Source organism: Pseudomonas sp. S2_F07, assembly GCF_054668325.1.
Window position 1 is genome coordinate 3,044,629 of record NZ_CP162758.1, and the last position, 13,558, is coordinate 3,058,186.

The 13,558-nt window shown below is 61.7% G+C and carries 13 protein-coding genes; 6 read left to right on the top strand and 7 right to left on the bottom strand.

The features are described from left to right. Positions 1–78 precede the first annotated feature (78 nt). A complete protein-coding gene (locus AB4O40_RS13695; protein WP_056728768.1) occupies positions 79–1,416 on the top strand; it encodes an MFS transporter in 1,338 nt (445 codons plus the stop codon). Positions 1,417–1,479: 63 nt separating this feature from the next. Here AB4O40_RS13695 and AB4O40_RS13700 read toward each other — a convergent pair whose 3' ends face one another. The 4 genes from AB4O40_RS13700 to AB4O40_RS13715 all read right to left on the bottom strand — a co-directional run bounded on the left by AB4O40_RS13700 (position 1,480) and on the right by AB4O40_RS13715 (position 5,374). Beyond that, complete coding sequence (locus tag AB4O40_RS13700) at positions 1,480–2,358, bottom strand: DMT family transporter (protein ID WP_008052441.1); 879 nt, start codon at positions 2,356–2,358, stop codon at positions 1,480–1,482. A 109-nt stretch (positions 2,359–2,467) separates the two neighbouring features. Next, the gene (locus AB4O40_RS13705; protein ID WP_056728770.1) at positions 2,468–3,283 is read right to left on the bottom strand and encodes a sugar phosphate isomerase/epimerase family protein; all 816 of its coding nucleotides are present in this window, start codon (positions 3,281–3,283) and stop codon (positions 2,468–2,470) included. A 2-nt stretch (positions 3,284–3,285) separates the two neighbouring features. Then, positions 3,286–4,341: a Gfo/Idh/MocA family protein gene (locus AB4O40_RS13710; protein WP_460054155.1), complete on the bottom strand. Its 1,056-nt coding sequence runs from the start codon at positions 4,339–4,341 to the stop codon at positions 3,286–3,288. 256 nt (positions 4,342–4,597) lie between these two features. Further along, positions 4,598–5,374, bottom strand: a complete 777-nt coding sequence (locus AB4O40_RS13715) for an IclR family transcriptional regulator (protein WP_056728773.1) — start codon at positions 5,372–5,374, stop codon at positions 4,598–4,600. Positions 5,375–5,549: 175 nt separating this feature from the next. Here AB4O40_RS13715 and AB4O40_RS13720 point away from each other — a divergent pair, with 175 nt between their 5' ends. The 4 genes from AB4O40_RS13720 (at position 5,550) to AB4O40_RS13735 (ending at position 10,195) form a co-directional block, all read left to right on the top strand. Beyond that, positions 5,550–7,298 carry an FAD-dependent oxidoreductase gene (locus AB4O40_RS13720; protein WP_460054152.1) on the top strand — a complete coding sequence of 583 codons (1,749 nt, stop codon included), beginning with the start codon at positions 5,550–5,552 and terminating at the stop codon, positions 7,296–7,298. Continuing rightward, positions 7,282–8,115 carry an aldo/keto reductase gene (locus AB4O40_RS13725; RefSeq protein ID WP_056728776.1) on the top strand — a complete coding sequence of 278 codons (834 nt, stop codon included), beginning with the start codon at positions 7,282–7,284 and terminating at the stop codon, positions 8,113–8,115. The genes AB4O40_RS13720 and AB4O40_RS13725 overlap by 17 nt, the downstream gene beginning before the upstream one ends. Before the next feature lie 226 nt (positions 8,116–8,341). Beyond that, a complete protein-coding gene (gene ypfJ / locus AB4O40_RS13730; protein WP_056728778.1) occupies positions 8,342–9,235 on the top strand; it encodes a KPN_02809 family neutral zinc metallopeptidase in 894 nt (297 codons plus the stop codon). Next, positions 9,236–10,195, top strand: a complete 960-nt coding sequence (locus AB4O40_RS13735; protein WP_056728780.1) for an alpha/beta hydrolase — start codon at positions 9,236–9,238, stop codon at positions 10,193–10,195. A 141-nt stretch (positions 10,196–10,336) separates the two neighbouring features. On the opposite strand, the gene AB4O40_RS13740 is transcribed toward AB4O40_RS13735, so the two are convergent. The 3 genes from AB4O40_RS13740 to AB4O40_RS13750 all read right to left on the bottom strand — a co-directional run bounded on the left by AB4O40_RS13740 (position 10,337) and on the right by AB4O40_RS13750 (position 12,469). Further along, positions 10,337–10,930: an HAD family hydrolase gene (locus AB4O40_RS13740; RefSeq protein WP_150755010.1), complete on the bottom strand. Its 594-nt coding sequence runs from the start codon at positions 10,928–10,930 to the stop codon at positions 10,337–10,339. After that, positions 10,927–11,796: an acyl-CoA thioesterase II gene (tesB, locus tag AB4O40_RS13745; protein ID WP_056728784.1), complete on the bottom strand. Its 870-nt coding sequence runs from the start codon at positions 11,794–11,796 to the stop codon at positions 10,927–10,929. Before tesB ends, AB4O40_RS13740 begins: the two co-directional genes overlap by 4 nt. A 103-nt stretch (positions 11,797–11,899) precedes the next feature. Further along, a complete protein-coding gene (locus AB4O40_RS13750) occupies positions 11,900–12,469 on the bottom strand; it encodes a GNAT family N-acetyltransferase (RefSeq protein WP_056728786.1) in 570 nt (189 codons plus the stop codon). A gap of 78 nt (positions 12,470–12,547) precedes the next feature. Here AB4O40_RS13750 and AB4O40_RS13755 point away from each other — a divergent pair, with 78 nt between their 5' ends. Next, positions 12,548–13,468 carry a histone deacetylase family protein gene (locus AB4O40_RS13755; protein WP_056728788.1) on the top strand — a complete coding sequence of 307 codons (921 nt, stop codon included), beginning with the start codon at positions 12,548–12,550 and terminating at the stop codon, positions 13,466–13,468. Positions 13,469–13,558: the final 90 nt, after the last annotated feature.

The window sequence follows — 13,558 nt, forward strand, 5'->3', positions numbered from 1 at the left end:
CACATTAAGTCCGGACACGCAGCACCGGCCGCGATGTCCAAAACACCAAATAACAAATTCAAAAAACGGGTGGTACACATGATTCCTTCCCAAAGCTCACGCATGGCTCCGGCCATGAACACCACTGCCGGTGGCATCGGCGACAAAATCCGCGGCGCCATGGCGGTCGGCAAAACCCGTTGGGGCATGCTGGCATTGGTGTTTTTCGCCACCACCCTGAACTACATCGACCGCGCCGCCCTGGGCGTGATGCAGCCTATCCTGGCCAAGGAAATGAGCTGGACGGCGATGGACTACGCCAACATCAACTTCTGGTTCCAGGTCGGTTACGCCATCGGCTTCGTGCTGCAAGGCCGCCTGATCGACCGGGTTGGCGTCAAGCGTGTGTTCTTCTGCGCGGTACTGCTCTGGAGCCTGGCAACCGGCGCCCACGGCCTGGCCACTTCGGCGGTCGGCTTCATGGTTTGCCGATTCATCCTCGGCCTGACCGAAGCGGCCAACTACCCGGCCTGCGTGAAAACCACGCGCCTGTGGTTCCCGGCCGGCGAGCGCGCCGTGGCCACCGGCATTTTCAACGCCGGCACCAACGTCGGTGCGATGTTCACCCCGATGCTGCTGCCGCTGATCCTGCACGTCTGGGGCTGGCAGGCCGCGTTCCTGTGCATGTCGGCACTGGGCGGGATCTGGTTGCTGTTCTGGGGCCTGAAGTACTTCAACCCGGAAGATCACCCAAGCGTCAAACAGTCGGAGCTGGACTACATCCAGAACGAAGTCGAACCGGAACAAACCCGCGTACCGTTCTCGAAAATCCTGCGCATGCGTGGTACTTGGGCCTTCGCCCTCGCCTACTCGATCACCGCGCCGGTGTTCTGGTTCTACCTGTATTGGCTGCCGCCGTTCCTCAACCAGCAATACAACCTGGGCATCAACGTCACCCAGATGGGTATCCCGCTGATCATCATCTACCTCACTGCCGACTTCGGTAGCGTTGGCGGCGGCATTCTCTCTTCGTTCCTGATCGGTCGCGGCGTCAACCCGATCAAGGCGCGACTGATGTCCATGTTCCTGTTCGCCTGCTGCATCATCGGCGTGATCATGGCGGCCGGTTCCAGCAACCTGTGGGTCGCGGTGGCCGCCATCTCCCTGGCCATCGGCGCGCACCAGGCCTGGACCGCGAACATCTGGAGCCTGGTGATGGACTACACGCCCAAGCACATGATGAGTACGGTGTTCGGCTTCGGCGGCATGTGTGCGGCGATTGGCGGGATGTTCATGACCCAACTGGTCGGCCACATCCTGACCATCACCAACAACAACTACACCGTGCTGTTCACCATGATTCCAGCGATGTACTTCATTGCGCTGACCTGGATGTACTTCATGGCACCGCGCAAGATTCCGAAAGTAGAAGACTGATGTTCCCTCGGCGCAGGCCCGATCTCGGGTCTGCGCTTTTTTTTGCCTGCGTTTTGCCGCCGCTTAGCGGCGGCTTTGCTGCCAGGCCGCCGCCAACCCGCTGCAGCAGATCACGGCAATGCCGAGCACGGTGGTCAGTGTCGGTGTATGGGAAAACAGCAGCCAGCCCAAGAGGCCGGCGAAGATGATCTGGCAATAGCTGAACGGCGCCAGCAGTGCCGGTGCCGCGAGACGGAAAGCCTGGGTCAGGAACAGGTGAGCCGTCATCCCGCAGGCCCCAAGCGCCAGCATCATCGCGCCATGCACCAGGTTCGGCGTCTGCCAGAAGAACGGCACCAGCGCACTCATCACCAGCGTGTTGCACAGGCCTGCGAAAAAGTTGCTGGTGGTCGGGCTGTCGATCTCGCTGAGCTTGCGCGTCAGCAGTTGATAGAAGCAGAAAAACAGCGCCGAGCAGAACGGCAGCAACACCGCCGGGGTAAACAGATCGCCCCCGGGGTGAACGATGATCAGCACCCCGCTGAAACCGAAAATCACCGCCAGCCATTGTCCCCGCGTCACCCGCTCGCCAAGCAGCGGTACCGACAGCGCGGTGACCAATACCGGAGCCAGGAAGTTGACCGACGTGGCCTCGGCCAACGGGATGTACATCAGCCCCGTGGTGAAAAACAGACTGGTGCCCAACAGGCACAGCGCCCGGATCACCTGCAGTAATGGCCGTTTGGTACGCAGCACCCGCAGCCCGGACTGCGGCAGGAAAATCCCGGCCATCAACAAGGTGTGAACCACGTAGCGCGCCCAGACCACCATGACGATGGGATAGAAACCGGAGAGGTATTTGGAAAAGGCGTCGTGGCTGGAAAACAGGAAGGTTGCGACAACGATCAGCAGGATCCCTTTGAAGGGCTGATTGACGCCGGAAAGCGGGGTGCTGACGGTCATGGGGTTTCCTTACTTGAAATCAAAAGCATCACGGGCAAACCACGCGTCCATCCAGTCAGCATAGAACCTGTGGGAGCGTGGCTTGCCCGCGATAGGTGCGCAGCACCGATTAGAGCTGCGCCAACAATTCCCGGGTTTTATCCAGCGCCATCTGCGCCCGGTCCAATCCACTCACGCCCTGCTCCAGCAACTGCACGGTGGGAATCTCCAGACTCAACGGAATGTCAGCCGGCAAGCTCCCCAACAACCCCCGCAGATCACAATCGCCATCGCCGGGAAAACGCCGTTCGTTACGCGCCTGACGCAAGATCTCCGCCATATCGGCCGGCCGTGGTCCTGCGACGTCACACAACTGTGCATACCGTAACCGTGAGGGAGCAACTTTGACCAGATCTTCCAGCCGCGATCCCGAACGATCGAAGTGGAAGGCGTCCACCAGCACGGCGCCGTTTTCACGCCCGGCGTTTTCCACGATACGCGTGGCTTGTTGAAGATTGCGCGCATCGGTCCAAGGCATGAACTCCAGGTGCGGGTGCAGTCCATAGGCTGCCGCCAGATCACAGAGCTCGGCAAAATGCTGCGTCAGCCGCTGTTCGTCAGGATCGTTTCCGGCCACCAGCAACTCACTGGCGCCGAACTCGGCACCCACCGCGAGGATTCTTTCGAAATCGGCGACGACGGTTTCCGGCTTGAGCCGTAGGATTTCGACGTCCAGCACCCGAATACCAGTATCGCGCAGACGCGCCAGGGTCTGGCGCCGCAATTCGTGGTCGGCCACCAGGGCAAAATGGTGCTCCTCAGGGGTCGCCGGTACCAGACGCAAGCCGACATGGCTGTAACCGGCCCGCGCGGCGACCTCGACCATGTCGGGCGGTGACAACTCCAGCACGGTCAGGCTGGCCAGGGAGAAGATACGTTCGCTCATGCTCAACCCTCGATCAACGATGGCGCACAGGCACGCCCGGTTTCGGCGGCTTCGCGGATGGCTTCGATCAGCGCCAACGTACGCGCGGCATCGGCGGCACTCACCAGTGGCTCGACCTCCCGGCGCGCAACGCGCACGAAGTGCTGCAACTGCAAACGCAGGGCTTCATCGGCACTGAAGCTTTCCTGGGTTGCCAGCAACGGTTGATGCCAGCCGCCGTCGACTTCGTTGTAGTGCCAGCGTTTAAGCTGCGGAATGCTCAGCGCCCCACCCGTTCCGGCCAGCAAGTAGCACGGTTGATCAGGATGACGCGGATACACCGGGTTCTCCCCCGAATCCAGCTCCCAGCTCCAGGGCGAAGCCACCGCATCGGAGCCGGTCAGGCTGCCCAGTGCACCGCTGTCGAATTGCAGCAACACCGCCGCGCAATCCTCATTGGCAAACCCGCGAATGGCATTGCTGGTGATGGCCTGAACCTGACGCACTTCACCGCACAAATGCCGCAGCAGATCGAGGTCGTGGATCAGGTTGGTCAACAACATCCCCGCACCGGCCTCGCGGCGCCAGGGTGTTTCAAAATAGCTGTCGGGCTTGCGCAACTGCCAGAGCGCTGTGACCGTGGTCAACCGACCCAGTGCGCCGCTGTGGACAAGTTCGTGGGCGCGGACGATCAGCGGATTGTGCCGGCGGTGATGTCCGACCAGTACCGGAACACCACTGGCCTTCGAGGCAGCCACCAGTTCCCTGGCTTCATCCAGGTGCACGCCCACCGGTTTTTCCAGCAATACCGGCACGCCGGCCGCGAGGCAATCGAGGGCCGTGCTGACGTGCTGCGTGTTCGGATTGGCGACGACGGCAGCGTCTGGCTTCGCCTGCTCCAGCATCTGACGATGATCGGCGAAACAGGCTACGCCCCATTGCGCCGCAAGACTGGCCGCCTGCGGTCCGGGATCCGCCACGGCGCACAACGTCGCTTCAGTCAGGGATTGCAGATGCTGGTAGTGCTGCTGGCCCATGTTGCCAGCACCGATCAGGGCGATGCGAAGTGGCGAATTCAAGATACGGTCCTCTTGTGAGTGTTATTGGAGCGATGAATTCCAATAATTTAGAACCTGGTTCCAGATTCTTACACAGACCTGTCCTGAAAGTGTTCGAACAGCGCACAGCTTCTCAAGCTGAACACTGTTCAAAATGTGGGAGCGGGCTTGCTCGCGAATGCGGTGTGTCAGTCGCCATCCAGATCGCATGACCCACTGCATTCGCGAGCAAGTCGGATCGCCGCACCGCCGCTCCCACAGTCGATTTGCGCAGGCCTTAGCTGAACAACTCCGACGCCAGACTCGCCGCCGACAACTCCTCGGTGTAAGCCAGCAACAACGGCGCCAGCTCATGCAGCCGCGCTCCCGGCATCCGCGCGCTCGGCCCGGCGATGCTGAGCACCCCGATCACCCGCCCATCGGCGGGATGGCGCACCACTGCCGCAATCGCCGAAGTGCCCACCGCCGAACTCTCCTCGACCCAGGCATAGCCCTGCTCCCGCGCCAGACGCAGGCGTTCGAGCAATTCGATGTTCGAGCGCGGCGCGTTCGGCCCCACATGTTCCGGCACCTGCGCGCCCTGCCGCTCCACCAGCGACAAGGCTTCGGCATCGCTCATGCACGCCAGCCACGCATGCCCCGAGGCGGTGTAGAACAACGGCGCGTCACGCCCCATGTCCGGGTCGTAACGCAGACCGGAGCGCGCGCCCTGGGATTTGGCGATCCAGGTCTGACGCTCGCCGTCGATCACGCCCAGGCGCACCAGTTCGCCGGTTTCCTGCGCCAGGCGGTCAAGCACCGGCTGCACAATGTCGGCACCGCTGCTCGACAGGTAACGGAAGCCCATCGCCACCAGTTTGGTCGAAAGGTGATAACGCAAATTATCCGGATTCTGCCGCACATAACCGAGGCGGATCAGCTCGGCCAGCAGGCGATGGGTCGCGCTCTTGGGGATGTCCAGTTGCTCCGCCAGGGTCTGCATCGGCAGGCCACGGGGATCGCTGGTGAGGCTTTCGAGCACACTGAAAACACGTTCGATCTGACTGCCAGCCATGGTCGCCTCCACGCAAAATTTGCTCGATTCTAGAAGACAACCACACGAATGCGAAATCTGGAACTGAGCGTTCGATAACCGCCCGCTTTACACCCTCCAGACTTGTTCGACCTCACCCGATTCTTATATTTTCTGGAACCAGATTCCAAAACAATAAAACACCGGAGCTCAAACAATGCCTGCCGAAGCGCACTTTCTTCCCGACATCGACTGCGATGTGCTGATTGTTGGCTCCGGTGCGGCGGGACTGTCGACGGCCGTGACCGCCGCGTGGCATGGGCTGAAAGTCATAGTGGTGGAAAAAGACCCGGTGTTCGGCGGTGCCACGGCCTGGTCCGGTGGCTGGGCCTGGGTCCCTTGCAACCCGCTGGCCCGGCGCGCGGGCATTGTCGAAGACGTTGAACTGCCGCGCACTTACCTGAAACACGAACTGGGCGAGCGCTTTGATCCGGCGATGATCGACGCTTTCCTGGAAGCCGGCCCCCGGATGGTGTCGTTCTTCGAGCAGCACACCTCGCTGCAGTTCGCCGACGGCAACGCCATCGCCGACATTCATGGCGACACGCCCGGGGCCGGCACCGGAGGACGCTCGGTGATCGCCGCCCCTTACGACGCACGAAAAGTCGGCGCGCTACTCAAGCGCCTGCGCAAAACCATGCGGGAAACATCGTTCATGGGCATGCCGATCATGGCGGGGGCGGACCTCACGGCATTCCTCAACCTGACCCGTTCGCTGTCGGCGGCCTGGCACGTTACGCGGCGTTTCAGCCGGCACCTGTTCGATCTCGCCATGCATGGCCGGGCGATGCAGCTGGTCAACGGCGTGGCCTTGGTGGCACGCCTGGCGAAATCCGCCGATGACCTCGGCGTGTTGCTCTGGGAATCAGCGCCCGTGAGCCGATTGCTGCGCGAGAATGATCAGGTACGAGGTGCAGTGGTCATCACCGCCAAAGGCTCGGTGCGCATCCATGCACGCAAGGCCGTGGTGCTCGCCGCGGGTGGTTTCGCCAATGACATCCAACGCCGCAAGGCACTGTTCCCCCGCACACCGACCGGGCATGAACATCTGGCCTTGCCGCCCCTCGGCGTTTGCGGCGATGGCCTGCGCCTGGGCGAAAGTGCCGGTGCCCGGGTCAATAGCGACATGGCGTCCGCCGTCGCCTGGGCGCCGGTTTCGCAAGTGCCGCACAGCGACGGCAGCACGGGACACTTCCCGCACATCATCGAGCGTGGCAAACCCGGCATCATCGGTGTGCTGAGCAACGGCCAGCGCTTCGTCAATGAAGCCAACGGCTACTACGACTACGTCACGGCCATGGTCGCCGCCGCCCCGCCGGGTGAAGAGGTGGCGTCGTGGCTGATCTGCACCCATGGCTTTCAGCGTCGATATGGCCTGGGCATCTCTCGGCCATTTCCGGTGCCGCTGTCATCCTTCATCCGCAGCGGCTATCTGAAAACCGGCAACACCCTTGAGGAATTGGCTGCAGCCTGCGGCATCGACCCGGTTGGCTTGCGCAGCACCGTGTCGGACTACAACCGCCACGCGCGCAACGGTGAGGACCCGCAGTTCGGTCGTGGTTCCACGCCTTACAACCGCAAGCAGGGTGACGCACTGCAACGACCCAACCCATGCGTCGCGCCGATCGAACAAGGCCCCTTCTATGCCGTGAAAGTCCAGACGGGCTGCTTCGGCACCTTCGCCGGGCTCAAGGTCAACCAACATGCCCAGGTCCTGGATAGCGCGGCACAACCCATCGCCGGCCTGTACGCGGCGGGCGGCGACATGGCCAGCATCATGGGCGGTCACTACCCCGCTGGCGGCATCAATCTCGGCCCGGCGCTGACGTTCGGCTACATCGCCGCGCGCCACATCGCAGGCGTCACGGCTTATGAAAAGGAGATCGACCATGCAGCACATCGTTAACGCACAGGGTTTGAACATGCCGAAACTCGGCCTCGGCACCTGGCCAATGCTCGGCGAGGAATGCACCCGTGCCGTGGAGCAGGCTCTGGCTCTGGGTTACCGGCACATCGACACGGCAGCGGCCTACAACAACGAAGACGCTGTCGGTCAGGCGCTGACGAACAGTCCGACACCCCGCGAGCAGATCCACGTCACGACCAAAGTCTGGTGGGACCAACTGCAACCCGACGCCATGCGCCACTCCATGGACCGCAGCCTCAAAGCCCTGCGCAGCGAATACGTCGACCTGTTCATGCTCCATTGGCCATCCACCGATTGGGATTTGCCGCGCACCATAGAAACCCTGGTGTCGTTCAGGGAGCAAGGCCTGGCGCGCAACATTGGCGTGGCGAATTTTCCACTGCACTTGCTACGCAAAGTCGTCGAAGAACTGGGGGCTCCGCTGTCGGCGATCCAGGTCGAGTACCACGTGCTGCTCGGACAAAACGCCCTGCTCAACTACGCCCGTCAACAGGATCTTGCGCTGACAGCCTACACGCCACTGGCGCGCAACAAGGTATCCGACATTCCGGCCATCCAGCAGATCGCCGCGAAACACGGCGTACTGCCGACCCAGGTCGCGCTCAAATGGCTGCTCGATCAACCCAACGTGGCCGCGATCCCCAAGGCCAGCAGCGAGTCCAATCAATTGGCCAATCTCGCGGCGATGGATGTGCGACTGGATGATGAAGACCGTGCCTTGATCGCCAGCCTGTCCAAACGCGAGCGTCAGGTCAGCCCCGACTTTGCGCCGGTATGGGATGCGTTCGACGAATAATCCGCAAGACCGGCGATCGCCCTTACGATAAAAAACCATCGTCCTACGGAATTCGATGGGTTATCCGTGTTCAATACAAGCCTGAAACCTTCTCGGCAGCCCTTCACGGGTAGCCGGGAATTGACCTGTGCGCGGAAAAAAGACGGACGGCCGGACTGGCGCCCCTCCCACTTGGCAGCAACACTCATCGCACAGAGCTTTACCCGGAACAGAAGAGGATTCGCACATGCTATGGAAAAAAGGCCGACGCAGCGACAACGTGGTCGACGCCCGGGGCGATGATGTTGGTGGCGGTGGCGGCGGCATGCGTTTTGGCGGTGGCAAGGGCCTGAGCCTGACGGCGATCCTCTTGATTGTCGGCATCGGCTGGATCACCGGCCAGGATCCGTTGCAAATCCTCGGACAACTGACCGGGCAAATGGAGCAGCAATCGGCGCCCGCCACCAACCAGAGTCGCCAGGCACCGCCGGCCAATGATGAGAGCGCTGAGTTCGTGCGCTCGATCCTCGGCGACACCGAAGACACCTGGGGCGCGATATTCCAGCAGGCCGGCCGCCAATATAAGGACCCGACCCTGGTGTTGTTCAGCAACCGCGTGAATTCGGCCTGCGGTCTGGCCACCTCGGCGACCGGCCCCTTCTATTGCCCGGCCGACCAGAAGGTCTACCTGGACATGGCGTTCTTCCAGGAAATGTCCCAACGCTTTTCCGCTGCGGGCGACTTCGCCCAGGCCTACGTGATCGCTCACGAAGTCGGACACCACGTGCAGACCTTGCTCGGGGTGTCCGCGAAAATTCAGGCCGCACGCCAGCAAGGCCGGCAGATGGAGGGTGACGGTGGTTTGCTGGTTCGCCAGGAACTTCAGGCCGATTGCCTGGCCGGCGTCTGGGCCAACAATGCGCAGAAGCGCCTGAACTGGCTGGAACCAGGCGACATCGAAGAAGCACTGAACGCCGCGAACGCCATCGGTGACGATCGTTTGCAGCAGCAGGGTCAGGGCCGTGTAGTCCCGGACTCGTTCACCCACGGTACGTCAGCGCAACGGGTGCGCTGGTTCAAAACCGGTTTCGCCCAAGGCCAGGTTGGCCAGTGCGATACCTTTGCGGCGAAAAATCTGTAAATGAAGAAGTGGTTGTTGGTTGTTCTGTTTACTTGCGCAACGTCCCAGGCCGCCGAGCCTGGGGTCAAGGAACTCAGCTCAGGGCGCCTGCTGTTGAAGTCAGGTGAAATCGCGGTGGGCATCAGCCCCGCTCCGGCAAAAATCGAACGGGTGCTGATCATCCTCCATGGTCGCTTGCGCAACGCGCAAACCTACCTGCAGAGCGGTGAGCACGCCGCCGAACTGGCCGGGCAAAGCGCAACGACCCTGGTGATCGCCCCGCAATTCCTCAATGAAACTGACGTTGCGGTCCATCCGGTGGCCGACACCGTTTTGCGCTGGCAAGGCAATGAATGGATGGCCGGCGGCGAATCCACGGCACCGTTTCGGCTGAGCTCCTACGCGGCGCTCGACGAAATCATCGCCCGCTTGGGCGACCATCAGCAGTTTCCGGATGTGAAGCAAATCGTCATCGCCGGGCACTCCGGTGGCGCGCAGGTGGTTCAGCGCTATGCGTTGCTCGGCCACGCGCAATCCGAGCTCGATGCGGCCGGCGTGCAGGTGCGCTACGTGATCGCCAATCCGTCCTCCTACGCTTATTTCGATGAGCGTCGACCGGTAGCGTTCAGCCACGCCGGTTGCCCGAATTTCAATCGCTGGAAGTACGGGCTGGCGGATTTACCGGCCTACGCCGAAGGACAAACCGCCGCGCAGTTGCAGGAAAGTTACCTCAAGCGTGAAGTCGTTTACCTGCTGGGGCAGCAGGACATCGATCCGAACCATCCGGCGCTGGACAAGAGTTGTGAGGCCAAAGCGCAAGGGCCGTCTCGATTGGCCCGCGGGCGTTACTACTTCGATTATCTGAAGCGGTTGCAACCGCAAGGGTTGAAGCAGCAACTGATTGAAGTGCCCGGGGTCGGACATGATGGGGATGGGATGTTTACATCGCCGGAGGGGCAGAAGGCGTTGTTTGGGCAATGACTCTTGTAGTGCCTGGGCCTGTCTCTTCGCGAGCAAGCCCGCTCCCACATTGGATCTGCGTGAACACGACATCGTGAACAACACAGAATCATTGTGGGAGCGGGCTTGCTCGCGAAAGCGGTTGACCAGGCAACGAAGCACTCAAGCCAACAGCATCTGCCGCAACTCGACACAATCCGCCGCATGCCAATCAGTCAATTCCGGCCATGGATTATCCGGCAGATTCACCAATACAGTCCGCGCTCCCGCCGCCCGCCCACAATCGAGATCGAAGCGGTAGTCGCCAACCATCACCATCTCGCTCGCCGGTACATTCCAAGCTTCGGCCAGTTTCAGCAACCCGCCCGGATGCGGCTTGGGCGGCGCATCATCGCGGCCCAATACATCCTCCAGCGCAAAGCAGTCGGCCAGGCCAATGGCCTCCAGCGTGACATGTGCCAGCTCCCGGGCATTGCGCGTGAGAATGCCCAGGCGATAACCGCGCCCGGCCAGTTCGCGCACCAGTTCCACCGCACCCGGTGCCGGTTGCGAACCGAGGGCCAGGTCCCGCTCATGCTCCAGCAGCCACGCATGTTTGGCTGCGGCTTCATCGGCCGGCAGTGCGGCGAGGTGGGTCAGGATGTCGTGTTCGGCAGGGATCGCCAATGCCACGCGAATCGCCGCGAAGTCGTGCACGGCCACGGTCAGGGTGCCGTCCATGTCGAACACCCAGTGACGCACGTCGGCCAGGCTCATGCCCAATCCTTGCGATGACGGATCAAGCCTTCCTGGGTGACCGAGGCCACCAATTGTCCGGCACGGTTGAACACGCTGCCACGGGAGAATCCACGGGAGTTGCCGGCCCATGGACTATCCATTGCGTAAAGCAACCAGTCATCGGCACGCAGATCCTGGTGGAACCACAACGCGTGATCGAGGCTGGCCACCTGCATGTCCTTGTTCCAGACCGTTTTGCCATGGGGCTGCATCGAGGTGACCAGCAGACCGAAGTCCGAGGCATAGGCCAGCAGGTATTTATGCAGCGCCGGCGAATCGGCCAACGCCCCGTCGGCGCGGAACCAGACGTACTTGACCGGATCGGAGGGCAGCGGGTTGTAGGGATCTTTCTCGGTCACCGGGCGAAATTCGATCGGCTTCGGGCACAGCAATTTTTCGCGCATTTTCTCGGGGATCAGGTGCGCGCGCTGCTGGGTGATCTCCAGCTCCGATGGCAGGTTTTCCGGACCGACCACTTGCGGCATTTCGGACTGGTGCTGGAAGCCTTCTTCGTCGTACTGGAACGACGCACTACAGGTGAAGATCGGGTGGCCCTTCTGGATCGCCGTCACCCTGCGCGTGCTGAAACTGCCACCGTCACGCACCCGGTCAACCTGATACACCACCGGCAACCCGGCATCGCCCGGTCGCAGGAAATAGCCGTGCATCGAATGCACATGGCGCGCCTCTTCCACCGTCTGACTGGCCGCCGACAGCGACTGACCGAGTACCTGACCACCGAACAGCTGACGAAAGCCCAGATCCTGGCTACGGCCACGGAACAGGTTTTCTTCGATCGGTTCCAGGGTCAGCAGGTCGACCAGATCATCCAACACTTGGCTCATTCAGATGCTCCTCACGCAAAACATTGCCGCGCAGCCTTGGCTGCAACGCTCGATTCAGTTTCTGGACTCTACCCATGGGGCCATTGTAAACGTCCGTGCCAGGTTATCCATGCAAGGTTTGCAGCCATTGCTCCCGGCTGATGCGATACAGCACATGCCGACGCAACGGATGATCGACGTCGAGTCGCGGGTGATCGAAGTCATTTTCCGGATCATGGTGCATGCCGATGGCCTGCATGACTTTCTCTGACGGCAGGTTGGTTTGCGTAGTGAAGGCCACGACCTCTTTCAGCGGCAAGCGGTCGAACCCGCAGCGCAGAGCGGTCCACGCCGCTTCACTGGCGTAACCCAACCCCCAGTGCTCGCGGGCCAGGCGCCAGCCGATTTCCGTGGCCGGGGTAAAGGGTGCATCGAAACCGACTACGCCAAGCCCGGTAAACCCGATGAACTGGCCAGAGTCCTTGCGCTGCAAAGCCCAGAGACCATAACCGTGCTCGGCGAAATGACCACGGATTCGCCCGATCAATGATGCGCTTTCCAGTCGGCTCAAGGTTGCCGGGAAATAGCGCATCACCTGCGGATCGGCACACATCGCCGCAAAGTCAGGTAAATCTTCATCGCGCCACTGGCGCAACAGCAGCCGGGCGCTTTCAAGTTCCAGTATTGGCTCCATTGCTCCCCGCCCTCCGTTTGCATGCCGCAAGTCTACAACGCTGGTAGGATTCTTCTCTCATTCCTGAATGAAATCATCATGCCGCTCCCGCTGATTTATCACGAAGACTACAGCCCCGAGTTTCCGGCGGATCACCGCTTCCCCATGGACAAGTTCCGCCTGTTGCGCGATCACCTGGTGGACAGCGGCCTGACCCGCGATGCCGACCTGTTGCGCCCGGAGCTGTGTCCCGCAGAGATTCTCGCCCTCGCCCATGACCCTTCATACATCGAGCGCTACATGAGTGGCGAATTATCCCGCGAAGACCAGCGCCGCCTCGGCCTGCCCTGGAACGAAGCCCTGGCCCGGCGTACGGTGCGGGCGGTGGGCGGCTCGTTGCTGGCAGCCGAGCAGGCGCTGGAGCATGGTCTGGCCTGCCACCTGGCGGGCGGCACCCACCATGCGCACTACGACTACCCGGCCGGGTTCTGCATCTTCAATGACCTGGCGGTGATCAGCCATTACCTGCTGGAAAGTGGTCGGGTGAATCGGGTGCTGATCTTCGATTGCGATGTGCATCAGGGCGACGGGACCGCGCGAATACTGCACAACACTCCGGAAGCGGTGACCGTTTCCCTGCACTGCGAGAAGAACTTTCCCACACGCAAGGCCGAAAGTGACTGGGACATTCCGCTGCCCAACGGCATGGGCGATGTCGACTACCTGAAGGTGGTGGACGATGCACTCAACTACCTGTTGCCGCTCTACCAGCCGGACCTGGTGCTGTATGACGCCGGAGTCGATGTGCACAAGGACGACGCCCTGGGTTATCTGAAGCTGACAGACGAAGGCGTCGCCGCCCGCGATGAAAGCGTGATGCGCCATTGCCTGGGCCGCGACATTCCGCTGGTCGGGGTGATCGGCGGCGGCTACAGCAAGGACCGCCAGGCCCTGGCCCGCCGTCACGGCATCCTCCATCACAGCGCGCAGCGCGTCTGGCAGTCATCAGGTTGTCACTGAGTTGTGGATGCTTTACCCACAATGCCTGTGGAACTGCCTGTGGATAACCTGAGTGAAAGGGCCTGTAGCCCATGCTGCGTATAGGCTACA